Annotated in this window: 19 protein-coding genes and 1 pseudogene; 5 read left to right on the top strand and 15 right to left on the bottom strand. The window is 37.5% G+C overall.

Annotation, left to right across the window (positions count from 1 at the left end):
• Positions 1 to 235: 235 nt before the first annotated feature.
• From M3226_RS32800 to M3226_RS19855, 4 genes and pseudogenes are all read right to left on the bottom strand, one after another.
• Positions 236 to 681: pseudogene (locus M3226_RS32800) on the bottom strand (SRPBCC domain-containing protein).
• Between the two features lie 4 nt (positions 682 to 685).
• Entirely contained in the window at positions 686 to 1534 is an 849-nt protein-coding gene (locus tag M3226_RS19865) for an SPL family radical SAM protein (protein WP_251568599.1), read from the bottom strand.
• A 226-nt stretch (positions 1535 to 1760) separates the two neighbouring features.
• The gene (locus M3226_RS19860; protein WP_251568586.1) at positions 1761 to 2915 is read right to left on the bottom strand and encodes a DUF4317 domain-containing protein; all 1155 of its coding nucleotides are present in this window, start codon (positions 2913 to 2915) and stop codon (positions 1761 to 1763) included.
• Positions 2916 to 3061: 146 nt separating this feature from the next.
• Entirely contained in the window at positions 3062 to 4003 is a 942-nt protein-coding gene (locus M3226_RS19855) for a metal ABC transporter substrate-binding protein (RefSeq protein ID WP_374110655.1), read from the bottom strand.
• A 243-nt stretch (positions 4004 to 4246) separates the two neighbouring features.
• Here M3226_RS19855 and M3226_RS19850 point away from each other — a divergent pair, with 243 nt between their 5' ends.
• Entirely contained in the window at positions 4247 to 5242 is a 996-nt protein-coding gene (locus tag M3226_RS19850; protein ID WP_285857925.1) for a permease, read from the top strand.
• A gap of 12 nt (positions 5243 to 5254) precedes the next feature.
• Entirely contained in the window at positions 5255 to 6184 is a 930-nt protein-coding gene (locus M3226_RS19845) for a TIGR03943 family putative permease subunit (RefSeq protein ID WP_251568575.1), read from the top strand.
• Positions 6185 to 6338: 154 nt separating this feature from the next.
• Here M3226_RS19845 and M3226_RS19840 read toward each other — a convergent pair whose 3' ends face one another.
• Positions 6339 to 6518, bottom strand: coding sequence for a hypothetical protein (locus tag M3226_RS19840; RefSeq protein WP_251568573.1), 180 nt, complete (start codon positions 6516 to 6518; stop codon positions 6339 to 6341).
• A 179-nt stretch (positions 6519 to 6697) separates the two neighbouring features.
• On the opposite strand from M3226_RS19840, the gene M3226_RS19835 reads away from it, so the two are divergent.
• Positions 6698 to 6937: an HPr family phosphocarrier protein gene (locus M3226_RS19835; RefSeq protein ID WP_251568572.1), complete on the top strand. Its 240-nt coding sequence runs from the start codon at positions 6698 to 6700 to the stop codon at positions 6935 to 6937.
• 158 nt (positions 6938 to 7095) lie between these two features.
• Here M3226_RS19835 and M3226_RS19830 read toward each other — a convergent pair whose 3' ends face one another.
• The 5 genes from M3226_RS19830 to gltB all read right to left on the bottom strand — a co-directional run bounded on the left by M3226_RS19830 (position 7096) and on the right by gltB (position 14985).
• Positions 7096 to 7416: an antibiotic biosynthesis monooxygenase gene (locus M3226_RS19830; RefSeq protein WP_251568569.1), complete on the bottom strand. Its 321-nt coding sequence runs from the start codon at positions 7414 to 7416 to the stop codon at positions 7096 to 7098.
• Positions 7417 to 7454: 38 nt separating this feature from the next.
• Positions 7455 to 7823 (bottom strand): hypothetical protein, encoded by a 369-nt coding sequence (locus tag M3226_RS19825; RefSeq protein ID WP_251568562.1) that lies wholly within the window; start codon positions 7821 to 7823, stop codon positions 7455 to 7457.
• Between the two features lie 210 nt (positions 7824 to 8033).
• Positions 8034 to 8591, bottom strand: a complete 558-nt coding sequence (locus M3226_RS19820) for a CBO0543 family protein (RefSeq protein WP_251568550.1) — start codon at positions 8589 to 8591, stop codon at positions 8034 to 8036.
• A gap of 362 nt (positions 8592 to 8953) precedes the next feature.
• The gene (gene gltD / locus M3226_RS19815) at positions 8954 to 10420 is read right to left on the bottom strand and encodes a glutamate synthase small subunit (protein WP_251568541.1); all 1467 of its coding nucleotides are present in this window, start codon (positions 10418 to 10420) and stop codon (positions 8954 to 8956) included.
• Positions 10421 to 10437: 17 nt separating this feature from the next.
• Complete coding sequence (gene gltB / locus M3226_RS19810) at positions 10438 to 14985, bottom strand: glutamate synthase large subunit (protein WP_251568539.1); 4548 nt, start codon at positions 14983 to 14985, stop codon at positions 10438 to 10440.
• Between the two features lie 133 nt (positions 14986 to 15118).
• Between gltB and M3226_RS19805 the strand changes: the two genes are divergently transcribed.
• Both M3226_RS19805 and M3226_RS19800 read left to right on the top strand, forming a co-directional pair.
• Positions 15119 to 16021 carry a LysR family transcriptional regulator gene (locus tag M3226_RS19805; protein ID WP_251568537.1) on the top strand — a complete coding sequence of 301 codons (903 nt, stop codon included), beginning with the start codon at positions 15119 to 15121 and terminating at the stop codon, positions 16019 to 16021.
• 334 nt (positions 16022 to 16355) lie between these two features.
• On the top strand, positions 16356 to 17174 hold the full coding sequence (locus M3226_RS19800) for a cobalamin-binding protein (RefSeq protein ID WP_251568535.1): 819 nt from the start codon (positions 16356 to 16358) through the stop codon (positions 17172 to 17174).
• A 107-nt stretch (positions 17175 to 17281) separates the two neighbouring features.
• Here the strand turns inward: M3226_RS19800 and M3226_RS19795 are convergent, their stop codons facing one another.
• The 5 genes from M3226_RS19795 to M3226_RS19775 all read right to left on the bottom strand — a co-directional run bounded on the left by M3226_RS19795 (position 17282) and on the right by M3226_RS19775 (position 25238).
• Positions 17282 to 18397: a mechanosensitive ion channel family protein gene (locus M3226_RS19795; protein ID WP_251568533.1), complete on the bottom strand. Its 1116-nt coding sequence runs from the start codon at positions 18395 to 18397 to the stop codon at positions 17282 to 17284.
• Positions 18398 to 18828: 431 nt separating this feature from the next.
• Positions 18829 to 20382, bottom strand: a complete 1554-nt coding sequence (locus M3226_RS19790; RefSeq protein ID WP_374110654.1) for a glycoside hydrolase family 32 protein — start codon at positions 20380 to 20382, stop codon at positions 18829 to 18831.
• Between the two features lie 262 nt (positions 20383 to 20644).
• Entirely contained in the window at positions 20645 to 22015 is a 1371-nt protein-coding gene (locus tag M3226_RS19785) for a glycosyltransferase family 2 protein (protein WP_251568531.1), read from the bottom strand.
• Between the two features lie 242 nt (positions 22016 to 22257).
• The gene (locus tag M3226_RS19780) at positions 22258 to 23742 is read right to left on the bottom strand and encodes a glycoside hydrolase family 68 protein (RefSeq protein WP_251568528.1); all 1485 of its coding nucleotides are present in this window, start codon (positions 23740 to 23742) and stop codon (positions 22258 to 22260) included.
• A 200-nt stretch (positions 23743 to 23942) separates the two neighbouring features.
• A complete protein-coding gene (locus M3226_RS19775; RefSeq protein ID WP_251568520.1) occupies positions 23943 to 25238 on the bottom strand; it encodes an ABC transporter substrate-binding protein in 1296 nt (431 codons plus the stop codon).
• Positions 25239 to 25255 lie beyond the last annotated feature (17 nt).

The raw sequence follows: 25255 nt of genomic DNA, 5'->3' as shown, positions 1-25255 counted from the left end.
CTTCATTGTCTACCGAAGTGACTTATTTTTAGAGGTATCGGTCGTCAATAATTCTGATTGATTCAATGAACTTAATATCTCTGTGATTTTGAAAATTAATTACTTACTTAAGATATCTATACATAAATGGTGACTATTGAAAGAGAAAAGATCTTAATCTGACCTAATGATATTACAGCTAATACAAAAAAGCCTCTCTGTATTTATACAGAAAGCCCCTTAAGATGACTTTTATCTAATCAATTAAAGATGCTCTTAAATTATTCACACCCTTTTCTAAATAACACTTTAGACAAGATAACATATAAACCCAGCCTTCTTTTGACCTATTAATTTATTTAGTAATTCAGAGTCTTCTTCTTTGAAACCTGATTCAGTAACTTCAATAACAGTCGACTTAATATCCAACTCCGTTAATGTAATAGTAACAACTGTTTCTTCATGGGGTTCCTCTTCCCTTGAAAATACAATCTTCTTATTTTCATTCACTTCTATTACCTTAATAATTCCCTATGCTTCATATTCATCATATCTTAAGGTAACCTTTTTTCCTGCTTCCCATCTTTCCGAACTAGATGATAACCAAAAGTTCCCTATTATTTCTGATCTACAATCGTTTCAAACAAAATCATTGGCAGGCTTTAGTATTTTAAATTTTGTAGTTACATGTTTAACCAAAATAACATCAGCTCTTATTCTTTTTTATTGGGAAGGCTTCTTGTTTAGACACTCGTATTTTTTCACTATTAAAATACTTATTAAAATATTTTTCCACCCTTACATGTAAGTCTTTTTGATACCAATCCGCTAATTCATGTTCTTCAAATAAGGTTGGCATTCCTAATCTTTCCGAACGTTTGCCCATTGCCCCATCCCCGATATTTAGAGTATCGATCCAAATATGATCGACAATTCCATCCAATACTATCGGAAAATCAGGAGTAAATGGCAAAACAGGTGAGATCGAAGCTTGAGTGTTTATTCCTGCCTCATGAACCTCTTTTAAGGCGTTTAACCGCAATGGTATCCCAGGTGCAAGAGGAGCAAAAATCTTTCTAACATCATCTCTATCTGTTTCAATCGTCATCGAAACAAGGATTTCACATTTTTCTTTCAATTTTACTAACAGATCTATATCTCTTTTAATAAGTGGGCTTCGTGTTTGGATTTGCAGAAAATCAGGAGAATTCTCCACCATTGCTTCTAATATCCCCCGTGTAATCGCCGCTTTATGTTCCATTGGTTGGTAAGGGTCTGTTGCGGAGGACATAAAGATGTTCACAGGAGTATTTCGCTTACGAAGTTTTATGATTTCATTTTGGAAGTTTTCTGCCGCGTTTGTTTTTATTTCTAACCATTCGCCCCAAGGAATATCTTTAAATTTTTGAATCGGCATTTCTCTTACATAGCAGTACTTGCAAGAGAATGCGCAGCCACTATACGGATTTAAAGAATGCGTAAATCCAACATCTAAGTACCCCTTAGCTTCTGTAAGGATTTTTTTTGCAAATGTTTCTCTTATCTCAATCCCCATATACATCGCTCCTCTCAAAATAGTTTAACTTAAATTTAGAGAGAGAAAAACTCCTATTGACTTTTATTAACGCTCTGGAAAATCTGTTTGGCTTTTTCTCCTATACTACTTTTACAAAATCAAATTTTCCTTTTCAATCTTAAAACAAAAAAGTTGGCCCCAATGATTGTAGAGGAACCAACTAATTCATTATGATATCATTTAAGGAACCTGTCACATTAAAGTATTAAAGCGTTCTTGTTTCCAGTTTAAATCCTTCGACAACCACGTCTTCATCAATCTCTATTAATAGACATCGTTTCCCATTGTAAGTAATATATTGTATATTTTTAAGTTCTGTCGGGTCAATGGATAGATCCGCGACCTTCGTATTAATCTTAATGGATTTTGGAAGAACATTCGTGGCTTTGATTTCATAATTTTCATCATCAACAACACTTTTAAAGGCATGTTCTACTTTGGCAGTATCCACATCTTCAACACCGCTGACCTCTAATATCCGTTCAATATCACGGGAATCCAACATAGGAGCTTCAACTTCTTCACTCTCTGCATTCTCCTGAACGATTTTATCGATTTCCTCATAAACATTCGAAATGACCTTGGAATCTACTTCATCTCCCATGACGATTTTTAAGATTTGTTCGAAGCTGTCTTTATCTTCCTCAGCTGTAATAATTTCTTCACAGTTGAGCACCTCTTCAATAAAGGAAGCGCTTGGTTGATTACCACCGTGGTAGAGAATATGGTTTACATCAGCCGAATTTTCATTAAAGGCTGGAAATAGAAAGCCTGTTAACGGAGAAGTCAAATTAATAATCGGATCAACTGCGTGATTCGATTTGAATTCTTTCTCAATATAATCAAACAGCAAGGCTTTCTTGGGCTGATCCGTTTTATTGAGACTGCATAGGATAAACTCGCTGGAATAAACCTCATCATCTCCGCCTTCTTCGGAATCCGCATTCCTTTTTCTAGACGGCTTTTGGTATTCTCCACGGATAAACGTTACCACTGTATCAAATTCATACACCGCATGGGCAAACATTTTATCCACGATTTTCAGCATGTTTTCTTGCCATTGTTCAGGTGAGTCGGTTTGTACTCCGTCAAACAGAATCATTTGTGTGCTTTCTTCCACATCACGTTGGAACTTCAGCTCAAACAGTTTGGCATCAAGCTGCCCTGTTAGAACCTTTTTAAAGTTTGTTAAAAACAATTCTTGTGCTTCCTGTTCTAACATTTGAAACGGCTGGCTTATTTGATGATAGATCTCACCTGATTCCTTCTTTACATAAACATTAAAGATTTCTCGGATTTTCAAAAGATAATTGTCTAATTTAAATTGTTTTCGAATATTTGCGATGTCGGTTTTATTCATTATCTCATCTCCCAATCCTGATTATACTGTTCAAACAAGAAAATAGTAATACTTGATATTTATTAAATATACTAACTGAGGAATTAAAAATAGGCTATTCAAAAGGTCTATGAATCACGACACTTTTAAACAGCCCAAATTGACTACTAATCTTGCAAAGATAGTTTTAATGACTCCAGATTATTTTTCATCACATCAATATAATCTAATCCTTTTTCTTGCTCTTTTTTCGTTAATCCTTCTAATGGATTTAATACTTCCGTTTTAGCACCGATTTCTTTTGCTAAAGTATCCGCCACTTTTGAAGAGGTTAGCTCTTCGAAATAGATAATCTTTACATTTTTCTTCTTCGTTAAATCCGTTAATTCTGCCAATTTACCTAAGGTTGGTTCAACATCGGGTGATAAGCCAGCAATCGGAATTTGAGTTAACCCATATTGTTTTGCCAAGTAGCCAAAGGCTGCATGTTGTGTGACAAATTCTTTTTTCTTGGCTTTATCAATCGTCTCTTTATATAAGGAATCTAAATCGGCGAGCTCCGAATTTAAAGCGGCTGCATTTTTTTGAAATTTGTCTTTATTTTTTGGATCTGCCTGTTCTAAAGCCTTAGCGATATTGTCAACCTCTTTCTGAGCTAACACAGGAGAAAGCCAGACATGAGGGTCTTTAGAAGATGTATGTTCATGATTATCTTCTTCCTCTGAATCTAGTGCATCCATCAATTCTATTCCATTGGAAGCCTCGATTACCTTTAAATTTGGATCATTAATACTCTTAAATACTTTTTCAGTCCACGTTTCAAAGTAACGGCTATTGTAGATAAATAAATCTGAATCTTGAATTTTAGCCATATCATTTGCTGTTGGCTCCCAATCGTGTGGTTCTACACCATTTGGAATTAAGAGTTCAACGTTTGCGGAACTGCCCGCCACCTTTTGAGCAAAATAGTACATCGGATAAAAAGTAGTGACAATTTGCAGTTTTTTGGAACCTTCACTCGTTTTTTCACTTTTTGTTGAAGCGGCGTTGGAGCATCCACTTACAATTAAAAGAAAAATAATTAATGGGCTTAAAAGTTTTTTCACGATTCATGTACCTCCAAAGTTATGATTAATTAGGAATTATTATGATTTAAAGTGAATAATTATTTTGTATTATTGAAGATTATTAGTTATTAGCTAATCGTAATTATTACGAATTACATCATATAACGATTAATTATTTATGTCAAATTAAAATTAATTAATGAAATTAAATCAGGAGTCTAGCATATCAATAAGAATAGAAATGAGAGAGTAGGAGGGCAATTTATTGTGACATTTATATATAGAATGGTGAAAGATAGTCTCGTATTTCTATTATTTTGTTTATTTCTTTTTCTATTTCTTTTTGCAGAAGAAATAAAAAACATCTCTTTTTTTAGTAGAATCCCCAGTACTTTTTTTAATATAAATACTATTTTTCTCAGTATCATCTTAGAAGCCATTCCTTTTATTTTACTGGGTGTCTTTGTATCAGCCATTATTCAATCTTTTGTATCCGAAAATGTAATCCGAAGGGTTCTACCTCGGAATGCCTATTTAGCCCTTATACCCGCTGCTTTACTGGGAATTATTTTTCCTATCTGTGAGTGCGCCATCGTTCCTGTTGTTCGCAGGTTAATAAAAAAAGGCATGCCTTCGCATGTTGGAGTTGTGTTTATGCTAAGTGCACCGATCTTGAACCCTGTTGTTTATGCTTCTACTTATTTTGCCTTTAAAAGTACACCCTATATAGCCAATGCCAGGATGTTTGTTGGATTTATAAGTTCGATTATCATTGGATTAATCATCTGCAGACGTTTTAAAGGGGAAAATATTTTAAAAACAAAGAAGGATGATCATCAGCATCACCATGAACACCATCACCAACATCAAAGAGAAAATAAACTATTAAAAACTCTCTATCATGCAAGTGATGAATTATTTGATACTGGAAAATATTTATTCTTAGGAGCGTTCCTTGCAAGTCTATTTCAGGCTTTCTTAGACCGTAATGTTCTCTTATCCATAGGGACAAGCACCACCTTTGCACCCGGGGTTATGATGGGCCTGGCTTACGTCCTTTCCGTCTGTTCTTCAGCAGATGCCTTCGTAGCCTCTTCATTCGGTTCAACTTTTACAGAGGGCTCTATCCTTGCTTTTCTTGTTTTTGGACCCATGATTGATATAAAAAACACTTTAATGTTATTCGGTTATTTTAAGAAAAATTTTGTTCTGTTCCTGCTTATGGTTACTCCACTTGTCGTCTATTTTTCCGTCTATCTCTTTCAGCTATTTTTTATATAAGAGAGGTGTCCAATGATGAAGTCGCATCAATCTCATGATTTTTCTTTTCATCATCTTCTTAGAGGAATCATTCTAATTGGATTTATGTTACTTTTATTTAAATTACTTCTAACGAATAATATCTCCCTCTTGATTGCACCAAAAATGATCCATTTTATTTACTTTACTCTCTTTGTTTGTTTAATTCTAGGTGTTCTTTTAATTATAAGAGGAACTTCAGGTAAAGATCATTCTAATCATTGTGATTGTGACGGGGACCACTCCTACCCTACCTCCTTTTGTAAGAGTCTGTTTCTTTATTTATTGTTTATCATTCCTATCACAACAGGATTTCTCTTCTCGAACAATGTTCTCGACAGCTCCGTTGCCATGAACAGAACTATTAAACTAGGAGCAAGTTCTCATGCAGCTAATCAAATGAATCCCGTAAAAAAGAATCCTAAATCAAACCCATCATCTGATTCGAGTAAAACTAATTCCTCATCAAACACGACAAGTGTACTTGATAATCAACCTGAGCCTCTAACCCAATCAGAATATAATACAATAAAGGATAAATTATTGAAGGCTAAAATGATTAATATTGACGATGTCCAATATGTGAATATAATGAACATCATTCAGGATAATCTAAAGAATATGATTGGAAAAACCGTAACCACAAAAGGTTTTGTGTATCGGGAAAAAGAGTTTATGCAAAACCAAATGATTGTAGCTCGTTTTGGAATCACATGTTGTGTAGCAGATGCTTCTGTTTATGGGATGATGGTTAAAGGAGATGTAGCGTCCTTGCCGAAGGATAAATGGGTACAAGTTACAGGAAAGATTGAGGAAACCCAATATAATGGAGAGGATATTCCTGTTATAAAGATTGACCAGCTTTCTAAAATAACTCCTCCGAAGCAGCCATATGTGTTCGATGTAGGTATAAGAATTGAGTAGTTCTTATGATAAATGGCCTGATTAATACCTGTTAACAAATGTTGATAGGTATAATCAGGCTTTTTATTTTTTTCGAAACGTTTTCGGTGGAAAATGTTTTTTTAAGTCTCGTACGTAGAGTTTTTAGAGCTAAGTGATTCTTCCCTACTTATATCTACCCTGCATAATTATCATTTTCTTCAATAATCGAAACCGCCCGTATGCTCGCGTTTGTTTGTTGCGCCTGTACCTGGTTCTTTGCATCTTCCATACTTGCAGCATTTACATTCTTGTAAAAAGTGACTCCCTCTAACTCATATTCAACAGAGAAGGTCCTTTGTTTCGTTTGATCCATCAAAATCCTCCTTTCTTATTGCTTTTAGTATGGTCTTTTTCAAATGATTAAAATTTGCAGGAAAAAGTAATTTAAATGTAGAAAGTTAAAAACATTACAAATAAGGGGGAGGATTTTCAAAAATATTTTTTCGGAAAATTGTTATTTACTAAATAGCATTTCACAGGAGAAGAATGAACATGAGAGTGAAGGAAATTAAGGTTAAAAAAAACTTATCTGTAGATGAATTAATTAAGTTTATTAAAACTGCCAATAAATTTGAAAGCGATATTAATATCAGAGGGGCAAATTTCACGATCGATGCCAAAAGTATTATTGGTGTCCTAACCATAGTTAGAGCTGGAATCGACGTAACGATCATTGCTAAAGGGGACGACGATGAAGAGGCACTAAAGGCAATCATAAATTTATTGATATGAATAATGAACCATTCCTGTGAAAAGAGGATTCCTGCCAAGCCAAAAATCCCTTGTTTTTTGAAGTTAAAAGCAGAGTATTCATATATGAATTAGCTCTGCTTTTTTTCATTCAATGAGTTTTTAAGGATACTACACTGGATACCTATGGCTCCTATAAGTTAATTAGCCGGTTGTTTTACAGTCTTTACTTCATATTTCCCAACTTCTGTATTCAAAATAAATTCTGGTTTGGGCCTGCCAAGGTTTGCTCTATGGTTGGCTATATGTGCTTCACTCTTTTCCCATTGCTTCCAGTATTCCTCTGATTCCCATCGGATCATAATGAGTACCTCTTCATCCCCTCTGCGAACTTTTTTCTCCATAACGGTTACATCAATAATGCCTTTTTGTTTTTCAATCAAGCCTTCTCCGCTAAATTGTTTTATAACTTTTTCTGCATTTCCCTCTGCCACTGTTATTTTTCTTAATTGAATGAACATATAATCATCCCCAACCTTTTATTTTAATGAAATCTTGATTAGACATCTTTTACCTGAGTGTCATCTAGAGTCTCGTTTGCAACTAAAATAGAAGTTTCCTCTTCTTCTGTCTCTTTAAGATCTTTTTCAATTTCTTCAAATTCGTGGAGTTCAAATAATTGAACAAATTCGTTAATGACCATTTCAATTGCCTTTAATTCACCGATTAAAATTTGATCAATGGATTGAAATTCTGGAGCATTAATTTGTTGCTTTAAGGTGGAACGTTTAAGATTCATCATCTCTAAAAATGCAATCGCTCTTCCTCGTCGGAACGTTTTCGCACCACGATGGTGATGATCATGGTCTCGTTTATGCCGGTTACCTCTATGGTGGAAGTCTTTATCCTTAAATTCATCGTTTTTCATGGAAGAATCCCCTTTTCTGTATACATTCGTATACAATAAGTTATGTTTATAATGTATACGATTGTATACGACATGTCAATAAAAATATTCAGAAAATATTAGGACGATTTTTATTCAACAGATTTAGCTTGTGTTAGCATCATGAAAAAAAGGATAGCAATAGCCATCCCTGTTTCGTAATTCTTGTCCCCTTAGTCATAGAAGGAAAATTTATTGATTCCCTTTATAATAAAACTCAATTGAATTTAATCTTTGAAGAACCATCTTTACAAATATTCCAATTAAGATATAGAACGGAACAGAGTAAAGGTGATTCCAATTTATTACTTTGTATATTCCTAGCCATTGAAAGAATCTTTCTCCTATATAGGAAGCGAAGAACGCATAAATCATAATGGCTAATATGTAATTTTTCCACGTAGAAAATTTCTGATAAATTATGACGTAAAAAAGGGGAACAATAGATAAGTCTGCAGGTGCAAACTCATCTCTTTCTAATGGAGTTAAAGTATAAGGATAGATCCACAAACCTAGAGATGTACCGATTTGGTCCAAAATAAAAGCAATTCCTGCTGTAATAAATCCTACTAGACTGATTTCTCTTAAACGAGATCTATCGATAAATTTCCAAAACAGAAACAATGATAAAATAACGATCACTACTTCAACCCACCACTGGTAGGTCAAAAACACTTCTTCAAACCAGTAATCTAACCACATCGTTCTAAGTTCTTCATAGGTCTGTTCTATTTTTTTAAAACTCTCCATCACGCTCCTCCTTGTTATTGAATAAATTCATCCAGGTATTCATTTTTTATATTTCTCTCTACACCCCTGATTATTACCTATTCTTAACTAGACTGCCCATTGAAACTAGAAATTACTATTAAATTTGAAATACAATCGTAAAAACAGGAATAATGGACTGTCATTTGACAAATGAACCAATACTTTTTTCATATGGATATAAACAACTTAGTTTATATTTAAAAAAGATGAAAATGAACAATTTAAGATCCTAGCATTAAGCAATAAAAACAGGCACCATCCAAAAACGATGATGCCTGTTGCTGTTTAAGTCAGTGACAAACTATAGTTTTCTAATCAATCTATTAACATTGAGGGATTTTTTAGACCATCAAGTATTTGTCAACTTCTTGTGCGACTTCGCGTCCTTCGTTGATCGCCCAAACGATAAGACTTTGTCCTCTTCTGGCATCGCCAGCAGCGAAAACTCCCTCAACGTTTGTTTTGAACTCACCGTATGAAGCTTGAACCTTTTGGTTGACTGCTTTAACACCAAATTGGTTCAACAATGGCTGCTCTGTTCCCTCAAAACCAATTGCGATAAACACAAACTGGGCTGGCCATACTTTTTCAGTGCCTGGGATTTCTTTAAAATAATAACGACCATTTTCATCCTTAAGTTTCTCCATTTGGATGGTGTGAAGCTCTTTCAGATTCCCATTCTCATCAGCAACGATTTTCTTCGTTTGAATGGAATATTGACGAGGATCTTCCCCAAATTTTGCTTCAGCTTCCTTATATGCATAATCCATTGTAAAAACGTTCGGATATGCTGGCCATAAATTATTAGAAGTCCTTTCAACAGGTAATTGTGGATGCTTACCAAATTGAACAACACTGTTACATTTTTGACGAAGCGCTGTTGCCACACAGTCGGCGCCTGTATCTCCACCACCAATAACGATGACGTCTTTGCCTTCTACATCGATAAATTGACCATCTTCAAAATTTGAATCTAGTAGACTTTTAGTCGCTAGCGTCAAATAGTCCATCGCAAAGTGAATGCCCTTTGCTTCACGGCCTTCAATCACTAAATCACGCTGCTTTTGCGCACCTGTGCAAAGAATAACGGCATCGAACTGTTCTTGAAGTTCTGCAGCTGTAATATCTTTGCCCACTTCTGTATTTGTAACGAAGTCGATCCCTTCTTGAGCCAATAAACGAATCCGTCGTTCTACGACTTCTTTCTCAAGCTTCATGTTCGGAATTCCATACATCAACAAGCCGCCAGGACGGTCTGCCCGTTCAAAAACAGTTACTGAGTGACCTGCTTGATTAAGCTGATCAGCAGCAGCCATTCCTGCAGGGCCAGATCCGATAATCGCCACTTTTTTTCCAGTCCGTGAGACAGGAATCCTTGGTGTGATCCATCCGTTTTCAAAACCTTTATCAATAATCGCTTGTTCGATATTCTTAATAGTTACCGCCGGGTCGGAAATTGCCACCGTACATGAACCTTCACACGGAGCCGGACAAACCCGTCCAGTAAACTCAGGGAAATTATTCGTTTTCATCAGGCGATCAAGTGCTTCCTTCCAGCGACCGCGATAAACCAGATCATTCCACTCCGGAATCAGGTTGTGAATCGGACAGCCAGATGTGGCTCCTTGGATCTCCATGCCGATATGGCAGAAGGGAGTGGCGCAGTCCATGCAGCGCGCCCCCTGTATACTTAACTTTTCATCAGAAAAAGGAACTTTATGCTCTTTCCAGTCGTTTAGGCGTGTTAATGGATCTCTTTCTCCAACTTTTTCACGAGCATATTCCATAAAACCTGTTGCTTTTCCCATTTTCCCTGTCTCCTTTCTTAGCGGATTGCAGCCTCCTGCTGTTTAGATAGTTTTTGTTTTGCTCCGGAATTCGCTAAAAAGGCGCTCATAACAGCTTCTTCTTCCGATAAACCTGCAAGTTTTTGCTCCTCGATCAATTGGATCATCCGTTTGTAATCTTTCGGAATAACCTTGATAAATTTACTGACACACTCTTCCCAGTTTTCTAGAACACAGCCAGCTTTTACACTCTTTGTAAACGCGAAATGGTTCTGGATTAACTGTTTTAGCTCATCCTGATCGGCAGAAGTTGATACCGATTCAAATTCAATTAATTCTTGGTTACATAAATGCTTAAATGCACCCTTATCATCAGCTAAAACATAGGCAATTCCGCCGGACATACCTGCTCCGAAGTTTTTGCCAACCTCACCTAAGATGACCACACGTCCACCAGTCATATATTCACAACCATGGTCGCCTATTCCTTCAACAACGACGTTAACGCCACTGTTACGAACGGCAAAACGTTCACCTGCACGGCCGTTAATATAAGCTTCACCGCTTGTTGCCCCGATAAAGGCGACATTTCCGGCGATGACATTTTCACCTGAAGCAATCTTTGTATGTTCATCTGCTTTGACGATAATTTTACCGCCAGACAGACCTTTACCAACATAATCGTTCACGTCTCCGGTAAGTTCAAGAGTCATGCCTTTTGGTACAAAGGCTCCAAAGCTTTGCCCCGCAGAACCAGTAAACCTTAAAGTAATCGTATCCTCTGGAAGTCCTTCTTCACCGTAGCGTTTGGAAATTTCACTTCCGACAATTGTACCCGCTACACGATTAACGTTGGTAATTGGGAAGCTGACATCCACAGGTGTTCCCTGCTCGATAGCCGATTGAACAGCCGGCAGAATTTTTGTAAGATCAAGAGTTTCATTAATTCTATGATTTTGCGGGCGTTTAAACGTGCGCGTTCCTTCAGGCTTGTGAAGCAATGCAGTTAAATCTAAGGCATGAGCCTTCCAATGTGTTTTTGCACGTTCACTTACAGCTAGAACATCTGTGCGGCCAACCATTTCCTCAACTGTTCTAAAACCAAGCTCCGCCATGATCTCACGTACTTCTTGTGCAATAAAGCGCATAAAGTTAACGATATAATCGGCCTCACCTGTGAACTTTCTACGGAGCTCAGGGTTTTGAGTCGCAATACCAACTGGACAAGTATCCAAATGACAAACACGCATCATCACACAGCCAAGAACCACAAGCGGTGCAGTAGCAAAGCCATATTCTTCTGCTCCTAGTAAGGCTGCCATAACAACATCCTTACCTGTCATTAATTTTCCGTCTGTTTCAAGTACTACGCGGTCACGCAAACCATTTAACATAAGCGTTTGGTGTGCCTCTGCTAATCCAAGCTCCCAAGGCAATCCGGCATGCTGAATGCTTGTTTTCGGTGATGCACCTGTTCCACCATCGTAACCACTGATGACAATTACATCGGCTACCGCTTTCGCTACACCGGCAGCGATCGTTCCTACGCCGCCTTTTGAAACAAGCTTAACGCTGATTCGTGCATCACGATTGGCATTTTTCAAATCATGGATCAGCTGAGCCAAATCCTCGATCGAATAAATATCATGGTGCGGAGGCGGTGAAATTAAGCTTACACCAGGTGTTGCTCCACGAACGTCGGCAACCCATGGATAAACCTTTTTACCCATTAATTGACCGCCTTCACCAGGCTTTGCACCTTGTGCCATTTTAATTTGCAGCTCTTCGGCATTCACTAGATAATGACTCTTTACACCAAAACGGCCAGAAGCAATCTGTTTAATCTTACTACCTCTGTTGTCGCCATTTTCATCTAATACAAAGCGGCTTGCATCTTCCCCGCCTTCACCCGAGTTGCTTTTTCCGCCTAAGCGGTTCATGGCAATCGCTAATGTTTCATGTGCTTCCTTACTAATTGATCCAAAAGACATTGCACCTGTTTTAAAGCGGCGGACGATCGAATCAACTGATTCTACTTCTTCAATTGGCACAGCTTGTCTAGAACCATTAAAGGAGAATAGGTTACGTAAAAAGCCAAGTCTTTCTTCATTCGCAAGATTCGAATATTTTTTAAATAGATCATAATCACCATTGCGGCAAGCCCATTGTAAAGTATGGATTGTGCCTGGATTGAACGCATGGTGTTCGCCATCATGTCTCCATTGGAAGTTACTTCCTGATTCTAATGTTTTGTCAGTCGTTTCCTTAAACGCATCCGCATGGCGAAGTTTCGCTTCTTCTGCGATGGTTTCTAAACCAATACCGCCAAGCTGAGATACGGTTCCAGTGAAGAATCGATCGATGACATCCGTGCTGATCCCAACTGCTTCAAAAATTTGCGCACCACGGTAACTTTGAACAGTTGAAATACCCATCTTCGACATGACCTTAACAACACCCTCGGTCATCGCGTACAAGTATTTTTCAACCGCTTCTTGATACGTGAACGATAAAGTACCTTCCTGAACAGCTTCCTGATAAGTAGCGAACACGAGATAAGGGTTAATCGCATCAACACCATATCCAAGCAGAACTGCGAAATGATGAACTTCTCTTACTTCCCCTGTTTCTACAATGATGCTAGCCTTCGTTCTTAATCCTTCTCGAATCAAGTGCTGATGAAGGGCGCTCGCTGCCAAAACGCTAGGAATGGCCACTTCATTTTCACTCATGTTACGGTCAGACAGGATAATCAAACTAGTACCTTCCGCAATCGCTTCGACTGCTTGACGGCAAACTTCGTTCAAGCTGTTCTCTATATTCTCAGTGAACAAGATGTCGATCACTTTACTCTTAAATGCTTCGCTATTCTTTAATTCTTCAAGCTGGCTGTTTGCTAGGATTGGTGTCTCCAACTGAATCCGACGGCAATTTTCTGCTGATGGATGTAGTAGATTTCCTTCCGCTCCTAGATAAGAAATCGTTGAAGTAACAATTGCTTCACGAATAGAGTCAACCGGCGGATTAGTTACTTGGGCAAATAATTGCTTAAAGTAGTTAAATAAGTTCTGCGGACGATCTGACAATACCGCAAGCGGCATATCATTTCCCATCGCACCAAGCGGATCCTTGCCTTCACTTACAGCAGGAAGGATATATTTTTGAATATCTTCATACGTATAGCCGAAAGCTTTTTGGCGAGTAAGTAAATCTGCAGGAACTTCTCCTTCAGCTTCAACTTTTTCTTCCAAGCGAACAAGCTGTTCGTCTAGCCATTGCTGATACGGCTGTTCGTTTGCCAATTGGGATTTAATTTCCTCGTCAGAAATAATTCTTCCTTCTTCTAAATCAATCAATAGCATTTTTCCTGGGCTTAGGCGCTCTTTGTATAACACCTTTTCCGGCTCTACATCGATAACGCCAACCTCTGAAGAGAAAATAATATAATCATCTTCTGTCACGTAATAACGAGCCGGACGAAGACCGTTCCGATCCAAAATTGCGCCAATTTGTTTTCCGTCGGTAAAAGAAATCGCTGAAGGTCCATCCCAAGGCTCCATTAACGTACTGTGATATTCGTAGAAAGATCTCTTTTCCTCTGTGATATGAGGATTATCAGACCATGGCTCAGGAACAAGCATCATGGCTGCGTGCGCTGGTTTACGACCAGCAAGCACCAAGAATTCAAGTGCATTATCTAAAATGGAGGAATCACTTCCATCGGTATCAAGGATTGGCAGTACTTTTTCCAAATCGGATCCAAATGCCTCAGAAACGAATTGACTTTCACGGGCCTTCATCCAGTGAATATTCCCCTGAAGGGTATTAATTTCACCATTGTGGATTAAATAACGGTTAGGATGGGCTCTTTCCCAGCTTGGGAATGTGTTTGTACTAAAGCGTGAGTGCACTATAGCAAACGCAGAAACAAAATTCTCATCCTGTAAATCCAAATAAAATTGATCAACTTGCTCAGGTGTTAATAGTCCTTTGTAAACAATCGTTCTGCTTGAAAAACTAGCAAAATAGAAACGGTATTCGGATTCCTTTGCCCAATTTTCTGCCTGCTTCCGAATCACGTACATCTTTCGTTCAAATGCTAGTGAATCCGTATTATTTTCGTTGGCACCGACAAACAACTGGCGAACGACAGGACAGCTTTCCTGTGCTGTTACCCCGATATTTTCAGCATTAACAGGAACGGTTCTCCAGCCAAGCACCGTTTGCCCCTCTTGTTCGACCAATTTATTAATATAGGTTTCTATTTTTTCCCGTTCCGCATCATCCTTTGAGAAGAACAACATCCCTACGCCATATTCCCCTTGTTCAGGTAAGTTCATAGTTGAACATTCTTGGCGGAAAAATAAATCTGGAATTTGAACCATAAGTCCCGCTCCATCGCCAGTAAGCGGATCACTCCCCTGTCCACCGCGATGGTCCAATTGACAAAGCATTTTTAGTCCTTTAGCCACAATATCATGTGTGGCATTCCCTTTGATGTGCGCATATAAGCCGATTCCACAGGCATCATGTTCAAATTCAGGACGGTAGAGACCTTGTGCTTTAGGTAGTTGATGATATGTCATATAAAATCTCTCCCTGTTGATTATTGTCGAAATATTGCATATAACCTCATTTTAGGTTACCTTAATGATACAAACAATATATAATTTATATTAAATCAATCTGATTTTTATATGGATAAAGGAGAATCAAAAAATGGAGCTTCGTCAATTACGATATTTTATTGAAGTGGCGGAACGGCAGCATGTGACAGAGGCTGCTGAAAATCTTAACGTTGCACAATCAGCCGTCAGCTATCAAATCACAAAACTAGAAGAGGAATTAGGGGTTAAACTGTTAGAACGGGTCGGAAGAAATATTAAGGTGACACAAATCGGAACTATTTTCTTACAATATGTAAAAAGTGTCTTAAAGACGCTGGATGAAGCAAAGGAAAAAGTCGACGAATATCTAGATCCCCAAGCAGGAACAATTAAAATTGGTTATCCAACAAGTCTCGCCAGATATTGGCTCCCAACTGTTATTTCAGCTTATAAGAAGGATGTACCAAATGTGAACTTCCATTTACGTCAAGGTTCTTATGCCTACTTAATTGATGCAGTGAAAAACGGGGAAATCGATTTAGCCTTTCTCGGCCCTGTCCCCATGAAGGATCCTGATTTAGAGGCTAAAATTCTTTTTATGGAAAATATCGTGGCTTTGCTTCCTAATCATCACCCTTTGAATGAACGAAAAAGTCTGTCTTTAGGTGAGCTGCGTACAGATTCTTTTGTTTTATTTCCAAAAGGTTATGTTCTCCGAAAAATTGCAGTCGAGGCCTGCCATGAGGCAGGATTTGAACCAAACATTACGTCCGAAGGTGAGGATATGGATGCATTAAAGGGTCTTGTTTCTGCAGGAATCGGCGTTAGCCTACTACCGGAAAGCACCTTCTATGACTCTATTCCGCGATTCACAGTCAAAGTACCGATAGAAACACCAAAGGCGATGCGTACAGTCGGGGTCATAATTCCCAAACACAGAGACCTAGCACCAGCCGAAAAGAACTTCTATGAATTCCTTATCCAATTTTTCAACAGGCTGGACCAGTATAAATAAGGGGAGCGCGGGGAAGCGTGGGGACGGTTCTCATGCTTCTAAAAATGTTTAAATGACATAAAATAGGCTTTTATCCAATCGAATTTGGGTGTGGTCTCATAGTCTACTGTAACTAAAAGGGAAAGGTTGATTTATATGTATCATTACATATATTTACATTACTATCATCCGTGGTATAAACCGATAGCCGTTCCTATTATTCCTCCACCGCCGGTACCGCCAGCCGCTGTTACCTACAGAAATTTTTGGCATGCCTTAAATCAAGTCCCTGTTAATTGGTATTAGATGGTTTTATAATAATTGTTAGATGATTGTTTTGATGGGAGGTATTTTGTTGAAACTGATTTCGATTTGTCCCAGCAATACCGAATTAATCGCCTATTTAGAGTTAACGGGCTCATTAATCGGCGTAGATAATTTCTCTGATTGGCCCGAAGAAATCAATAGATTACCAAGGCTCGGTCCAGATTTAGAAATAGACATGGACAAAGTTGAAGACTTAAAGCCTGATTTGGTCTTAGCCTCCCTTTCTGTTCCGGGAATGGAACGAAATATTAAAGAGCTTGAAAAACGCAATATCCCATATGTAATTGTTCCAAATCCACAATCCTTACAAGAAGTCGGTGACTGTCTTTTGTTTGTCGGCAAAGTAACACAGACCTACGACAAAGCAAAACAACTGTATGAAAAATTCACTCGAATTCTTACATACTACGACTCTTTAAGCCAACAAGTAGATACAAAAAAATCACTTTATTGGGAGTGGTGGGCGAAGCCAATCTTTACTCCAGGTGCTGGGAACTGGCTCACAGAAGTCAGCAGACTTGCAGGTGGACAAAATGTTTTTGAAGATCAGGCGGAAGCTAGCATCCAAACTAGTTGGGAAGACGTAAAGCTCAGAGATCCAGATGTCATATGTGTCGTTTGGGTAGGCGTTCATAAAAATAAAGTAAATCCAAAGGTAATTCTAAAACGTCCTGGTTGGGACCAAATGAATGCGGTCAAACATAATCAATTATTCATTCTCGATGAACCTCTTTATTGCAGGCCATCCCCCCGGCTGTTGAACGGACTGGCGCAAATTGCCCATCTCCTTCATCCTGAAATTTTTCCAATATATACTAATGGTAATGACATACTAATTAATTCTTGAGGGAAGCAATCCGCTTCCCTTTCATGTTTAACTCCATATTAGTACAAAGAAATAGGCTGTCATCGACAGCCTATTTCTTTTGTACTTGTTCGCTCAACGATTAATTTTCAATCATAAGACCCCATTGTTTGGAATAATTCATTTGACTGTGGAGATACGTAAATGGTTCGGCTAGGAAAAGCAACGTCTACTCCCTCTTCCTCTAAAATCCCCATGATCGCTAAATTGATTTCATGTTTGATTTTAATGTGTTCTGCCCAAACAGTAGAATTCGTGAAAAAATAGACAAGGATATCGAGACTGCTCTCATTATAATGATCAAATGCGACCATAATCGTATCCGGATGGATTTCTTCATGTGTTCTCAATAATTTTTCAATCCGGCTTACTACTCTTTCAATTTCTTCTTTTGTAGTTTGATAGTTTAGTCCTAAATGAAAATCGATCTTCCTTTTCCCCATGCGGCTCCAGTTTGTAATCGCCTCATTTGCAAGTGTAGCATTCGGAACAGTAACTAGAGCTTGGCTAAAGGTACGAACTTTCGTGCTTCTAAAATTAATATCTTCGACAATCCCCTCAACACTAGGAGTTAAGATCCAATCACCAATGGAAAATGGCTTTTCGGTTACAATGACAACCCCGCCAATAAGGTTCCCTACCGCTTCTTTGGCAGCTAAGGCAAATGCAAGTCCCCCTAATCCAAGTCCTGCCACCAATCCATTTACGTCATAATTAAACTCCTGCCCGATAATACTGATACTGATGGCGATGATAATAACACGGATGGTTCTTGAAATAAACGGAATAAGGATTAAATCAATTTTATTGTTGAGTTTTTGATTAAAACTGATTAATAACCCTGAAGTTGGAGAGGACAAATTAAACAATCCCCATGTAATCAATACAATAACCATTGAACGTAAAAATTTTAAAAACAGTGTATTGTGCTGTTCAATAAAAGGGAAATAATCCATTGCAATATACAAACCAAAAATAATAAAGAACCATCCTAAAGGACGTTCAAAACTTAAACAGATTTGTGTGAAGAAATCAGTTGGGGTTTTCCTGGACAATTTTAATATTAACTGAAACACATATTTGGTAAATAGATTTCTAAAAACAATAAACAAAAGTAGAATCCCTATAGAAATTCCTAAGTTTTTTAACATTTCGTAGTCTATATCCGCTGTTGAAAAACCCAATACAAATGAACCTAAAGACATTTTTGAAATACCTTCCCTCTTTTTTCGATACTTTTATTAAATCACCATTGATTGAAAAAGGGATGAAAGAAAAATGATTTTCAAACCTTTCCATCGAAATATAATAACTTCTTCAACAAGAAAATTGAATACATCTAAAGTCTCAGATTAAAGAAATAAATCTTCTACAAAAAGGCGCGAGCTAGAAAATTAATTTATTATTTAAGAAATAATTAACAAAAAAACCCCCCATAAAAAACTGCACCCCCATTGTTGGACACAACAATTGGAAGTGTAGTTTTTTTATGGGGGAATTTTCATTTGAATCTAATTTGAAGGCTGTTAAAGGAAACTTAAGGAATCGAATCAATCCTAATGTGTTAAAAGTTATTAAAAAGTTGCTTGAATGAAATTGTTCTAAAATTAGCGCTTTAATTTCCCTTGACCTTATGCTATTGCATCTTCAAATTTTTAACTATAATATTTTCAAATACCGCTGTTCCTCCATCTGAAAAGAGGGTGATGCCCCGATCGGCAGGATCAGGAAAGATTAAATTTGAATGAACAACCTTTCCGTCATCCACAAAGACTTCAATACTGGATTTATCAACAAGAATCCTTAAGTGAACTTTCTTTTTGCTGACATCGAAAGGAGCCTTGCTTTCCACGTACTGCCTGCTGTTATCAGGCTGCTTCGTAAACGCTCGATTGACATAGGAGTACCCCTGTTCAACAAAAATACCGACATCGACGTGACTGTCTTTATCGGCTGATTCTCGAAGCCTTAACCCTACATTTTTGAGCTCTGACCAGGAGATCTCTGTTTCCAGCTCATATGTATCGCCTGCTATTTTGAGAGTTTCAGAGCCATTTACATTCATTTTTTTTATATAATCTTTTGAATATACTAGATCATTGATCGCTTCGATGGGCTTAGAGGTTAAATAATATTCGTTGCTGCCCGCATGCTTTAGTTCAATTTCACGAACAATTGAATCCATCCCGTTAAAATCCTCTTCCATTGTGGGAGTGTTGTTGGCATATTCCCATTTATTCATCCATGCGAGAGCATATCGCCGTTTAAATTTGTCGTTTGCTTTTCCATCTTCAAACGTTACCCCGCCATACCAATCAAAGCCATAATCTAACCACTGGGGTTCACTGTGATCTACAACAAATTCCTTTCCATTATAGGTACCAGTCCAATATGCGTAGGTATTCGGTTTACCTGATGATTTTCCATTTGCACTTGTACCAAGTACCCACTTATACATCCCGTCATTTGCCCGTATCTGAAAAAGATCAGGACATTCTACAACACCTATATTTTCCGTTAAGAAGCCTCCAGTATAATCCCATTTCTTCAGATTATCGGATTCATAAAAACCAATCTTCGATCCTTCCGCCAAAGCCATCACCCATTTTTCCGCTTGACGATCCCAGATAATTTTTGGATCTCGAAAATCTTTTGCACCCGGATTAGCTAGAACAGGCTGACTACTATAAGATGTAAAAGTTTTTCCTTTATTTGTACTATACCATAGATATTGTTCCTGCTTACCTCCATCGGCAGAGGGCTGTGTCATAATTGCAACAATGGCTCCTTTTCCAAAACCTGCTGTATTTTTTGTGTCAATAACGACTGATCCAGACCATACGTCCCCGTTTTTGTTTGTAAATTTTGGAATGGCCACCTCTTCATCTTTCCAATGTGCTAAATCCTTTGATGTCGCATGTCGCCATTCTGTTCCATTTCCATTCGGATAATCGCGATTATAAAGATAATAGTAATGATACTTTCCATCAAAATAAATAGGCCTTTGAGGATCGTTTTTCCATTTGTCCGGTACCGTAAAATGGTACGCTGCTCGATATGTTGGCTGATAATGCGTCACTTCTTTTTTTCTCCTATTATCTGTATGATCGATAATTATTCTGATGAATGCTAATAGGCTTAAACAAATAGTAAAAAATACTAAATATTTGTATACTTTCTTATCCGTTATTTTTATTAACAAATAAATTCCTCATTTTTATATTGTTTTTATCTCGTTGCGATTTGATAACGAATTCTTTTAATTTTAAAAAAATCATGCTTTTTTGACAGTTTGTTCATATCGATAAAGACGTTTAAACCAGTACATAAAGTTACTGTATTTATTAATGTTGTTTAAAAACTAAATTATGTTATTTCATATTCAAAGTAAATCAGTAATCATTCTTAAAACGGTTTTGAGTGATCTCATTTTCAATACCCTTCTTTACTACTCAAGCACTTTGCTTGTACACTTCCTCAACATAATAGTCACGCCCCGTCCGAGCAACTTTGTTCCACCCTTCTTTATTGACAAAATAAGCTGCACTTCCAACCATGATATAAAACAAATTGATAAAACGGAAGATGAATAAATCTAAGAAAATCGTACTGATAATGGCGAATAAATTTCGTTTTGAATATCCGAACCCATACTGATTCGAAATAATTAAGCTAATGACAATATATAACATATTCACTACAAGTGATCCGATTACATAAAACTGAATCACTTTCCAGGAGATTTCAGAGATAGAAACTATCAAGCTAATCAGAAAAAATCCTGTGAAATACGAAGAGACGACACCGACTAAAAAAGAATCGACTAAGAAGAAAAAGGAAACGCGATTGGTAACCATACTCTTGATGAATGTGATGAAATACAAAACAAAGCAATCCATGAACGCTTTTTGCCAGCGTATTCGTTGATTGTATAAATCTTTCCATGACTCAGGAACTTCGGTAAAACAAATTGCTTCAGGTACAAATAAAACGCGCGTTCCTTTATGTTTCATGGCATATTGCTGCACCTTTAATGTAATATCAATATCTTCTCCAATTGTTTGTCGATATCCGCCAACCTCTAATAATACATTTCGTTTGAAGGCTCCAAAGGCTCCTGAAATAATCGACAAGGCATTGGATTTGGCTAATGGCGCTTTTAAAATGTAAAATCCTCGCAAGTATTCTAAAATCTGAAAGCGCACAATTTGTTTCATCTTGCCAAGCGATGGTACAAAACCATTTCGAGTTTGTTCAAGTCCTTGTAATATATGGACATTCCCCCCAGCAGCAATCACAGAGGAATCATCAAATACTTGATTTAAAATAGATAAGGCTTTTGCATCCAAAACGCTATCTGCGTCTAATGTAATTACAATGTCTTTTGTGGCATATGTTATTCCCGCATTTAAGCTATCGGCTTTTCCCCCATTTTCTTTATCAATCACTAGCACATCCTTATATTGACTAGAAAGATAAATTTGTCGAACGGGCATGAAGTCTAAAGCGTGAGCAGGCTTTTTTAATTCTTGTGGAATTAATTCGAGCTCACTGATTAATGATTTCATGGTCTCATCCGTAGAACCATCGTTAATGAAAATCAGTTCATAGTTACGATAATGAAGTTGCTTCATTCCTTGAATGGTGGTAGACAAAATGGAGGCTTCATTGTAACAAGGAATTAAAATACTCATTCCAACTTCTTTGTCAGGTGTTACTTCCAAATAACTAGGTATTTTCTTTGAAGCTTTTAAAGCATTGAAAGTATGAAACAACGGAAATAGTATACATAACACAAATAAAATGAACGAAACTATATACAAATTTTATCCCCCCTTTTTTTAACTTTTGGTTTATCTTGTTGCGATCGGATAACGAATTCATTGTATTTAAATATCATATTGATTCGTGACAAAATAAAAAAAGCAATTAAAATTGCTTTAAGAATGCGAATATGCCTTCCTTCACTCATAAATTAGCGCGGTACATATATAAAGAAAATGTCGATAGAATATCGACATTTTCTTTCGCCTGAATTTGCTTTATACAGTATCCGGGACAAAAATTATTTGTTTTTATCGCCAACTGTTAATTGACCTTGCTCAAGGATGCTGTTTGGTACAACAGATGTTTTTGTTCCTTGAATATTAAGCAAAAAGCTTGGCGCAAAGGTAGAATGATGGTCTGGATAGAAGCCTCTATTCGTCATATAACTTGTGATTACCACATTATTACCTTCAGGTTGCGGTACAGCAAAATGAGAGTAAGTAAATGTGAGATCAGCAGGATCAAGATTCATATTCAATACAAGTCCAGTTTCATTTAACGGTTTGAATGGACCATTTAAGGAATCGGCTACGAACCCTAGCATATAAACATCTTTGTCGTTAATTCCATCAATCGTCATTTTGGATCCTCTTGAATCCGTGAATAGATACCATTTATTATTCATTTTAAATATATTGGCGCGTTCGATTTCATCTGTTACTGTGTTTGATGCAATTAATGGTTTCATAACACTTTTTACTGTATAGTCATCATTCAATTCAACAATGCCTAATGCACCATTCGCTAAAGAAGCAATTTGTTTTTTAGGACTTTGTAGCAGTTTATTTTTTTCATTCTGGAAGAAGACGTCACTTCCGCCATAGTAAGCTTTATTATTGAAAGACTGATCGCCTTGATAACCATCTGTTGTTCCAGTATTAGCTTCAAAGACAAGATATTTATGGCCCCTATCTTCAACATAATGAGGGTCTCTTAAAGTATGGTTATCACCTGAAATCCACTTGCCTTCATCGATAAATTGCTGAATATTTTGATAAACTGTACCGTCTCCGCCATCAAAGACAGATTTGTGATCAGATACTCCATCGACTTTAAGTGTAGCTGCATCCGGCTGGGAAAAGTTGACTTGAGCAGTTGAAATAATTTGGTTACCAGCACCGGTTCCACCATCTTCAGTATTACCTGAGTAATCTGTATAGAATAAACGGACTTGGCCATCTTTGGTTAAAGTAGCAGAACCTGACCACTCCTGTGTTTGATATTTAAGATACGGGTCATTTGGAACAAATTTATCAATATCTTTAAATACTCTTCCAGCATTTTTCCAGCTGTCAATCGATGTATCACCGACTTTTTGATAGAATAAATAAATTGAAGTATCATTGCTGTTTTTTGGGTCACCTGCTAAAGCGAAAACGATATGATATCCTTGATAATTTGCCGCAGTACCATCAGCGTTTTGCAGTGGCCAGCTATCCCATACATCTAAATCTATTAAGTTCCCTGACTTATCATACCCTTTTGCCGAATCAATGTTTTTGATTGCTGATACATTGAATTGAGGCACTTTAAATTGAGGACTATTTTGTTGTCCTGGAATTTTTAGCATGTCAGCGCGTGTAATATGGGCAAAACCATAGTCTTTTTTGTAATCCCCACTGGTCATTTGCTGCGCAAAAATTTGCGGTCCGCCCGCTCCTACTAATATAGCTGTACTGAATGTTACGGCAGCTGCTTTTTTCGTCAATCTTTTGAAGTTCATCTTCTTCCTCCTTGGATATGTATAAATTTGATAAGAAAGCTAGTGATAGTTTCTTATTAATTAAAAGTATAGAGGAGGACGAGTTTATTGGGGATGGCATGGATTGATTAGAATTTCGTCTTAAATTGATATAGGGGATGGCAACTCTTGCAGTTGAAATAAATAAAAACAAAAAAGCCCCCAAACGGAGGCAGAAAAGTTTATTTCAAAGTGGACTTGGCCTTATCCCAGGATTTTTGGAATTCTTCTAGTAATTGATCGCGAGTAAGCTGTTTTCTTACGTACAGCTGCATCGCCAGTCCGAACTCTTCTCTTACACCAACCGGGAAGTCTGGCCAATTGGATTCCAGTATTTTCCCCGCTTGATAGTAGGCGAGCGTATCATGAGCCAGCGGTCCTACATCGTCCACTTTTATGTTTTTAAACGCAGGAATAAATTTGAACTCATTGGTCATAAACCTTTTCCCCTGCTCGGAGGAAACCATCCAGTTTAAGAATTTCTTTGCTTCCTTCTTCTTCTCTGGTGTGGTTTGTTTGTTGACAACCCAATAGTTGGGTACACTGACTACTAAGGCGTCATTCTTCCTTTCATCATTAATGGAGAGTGGCAGAAATCCGACATTCATATTTGGCGAGATCTGGTCAAGCGTGGGCTGCACCCAGTTGCCTTGTTGAATCATCGCTGCTTTTCCTGTGGCAAATAAATTGACTTCCATATTGTAATCCGTTGAGAGCGGATTTGCATTTCCATATTTTAATGTAACATCCAACAGATTGATTGTATCTTTAAATGTTTGATTGTTAGTTATCTTTTCTGTTCCGTTATTAAGGGCTTTTATAAAAGCAGTTGGTTCTTCTTGCTGAGCAAAGGCAATATTCAACAAATGAACACCCAGTTTCCACTCCTCGTAATAACCGGTTGCAAAAGGCGTTATACCTGCTTTTTGCAATTGTTTGGCTGCTGCTGTTAATTGAGTCAACGTTTTAGGAACAGATTCAATACCTGCCTTTTTAAATAAATCCTTATTATAAATGAAACCATACCCCTCTAGGTTTAGCGGCATTCCGTAAATTTTATGATCCAATATCATTGGCTGTAAAGCCACTGGATAGGCATTTTTAATCCATGGCTGATCTGAAAGATCCTCCAAGTAGTTCTTCCATAGGATTGCATTTTGATACCCGGTATTTGTGAAAATATCAGGACCATTGCCTGCAGAAATCTCTGCCTTCAGATCGCTTAAGTCATCTGCAGCACCGCCAACCGTGTGAATCTTGATTTCTACATTTGGATTTTCCTTTTCATACACGGCTGCCAATTGTTCAAACTGCTTGGAAATTTCCACTTTTGGATTCCGAATATCCAGCGTAAGCTTATGTGTGGGGGTTTCTGCTTCTTTTGGCTTCGGCTCTTTCAAACTAGTCGTTCCACAGGCTGACAGAGACAGACTCAAGATGGCTAGACAAACCATGTGTAATCGTAAAGTCCTTTTCATTCCTACCCCCCATTTTT

Source organism: Neobacillus cucumis, from assembly GCF_023715505.1.
This window is presented reverse-complemented; position numbering and strand designations above follow the sequence as displayed.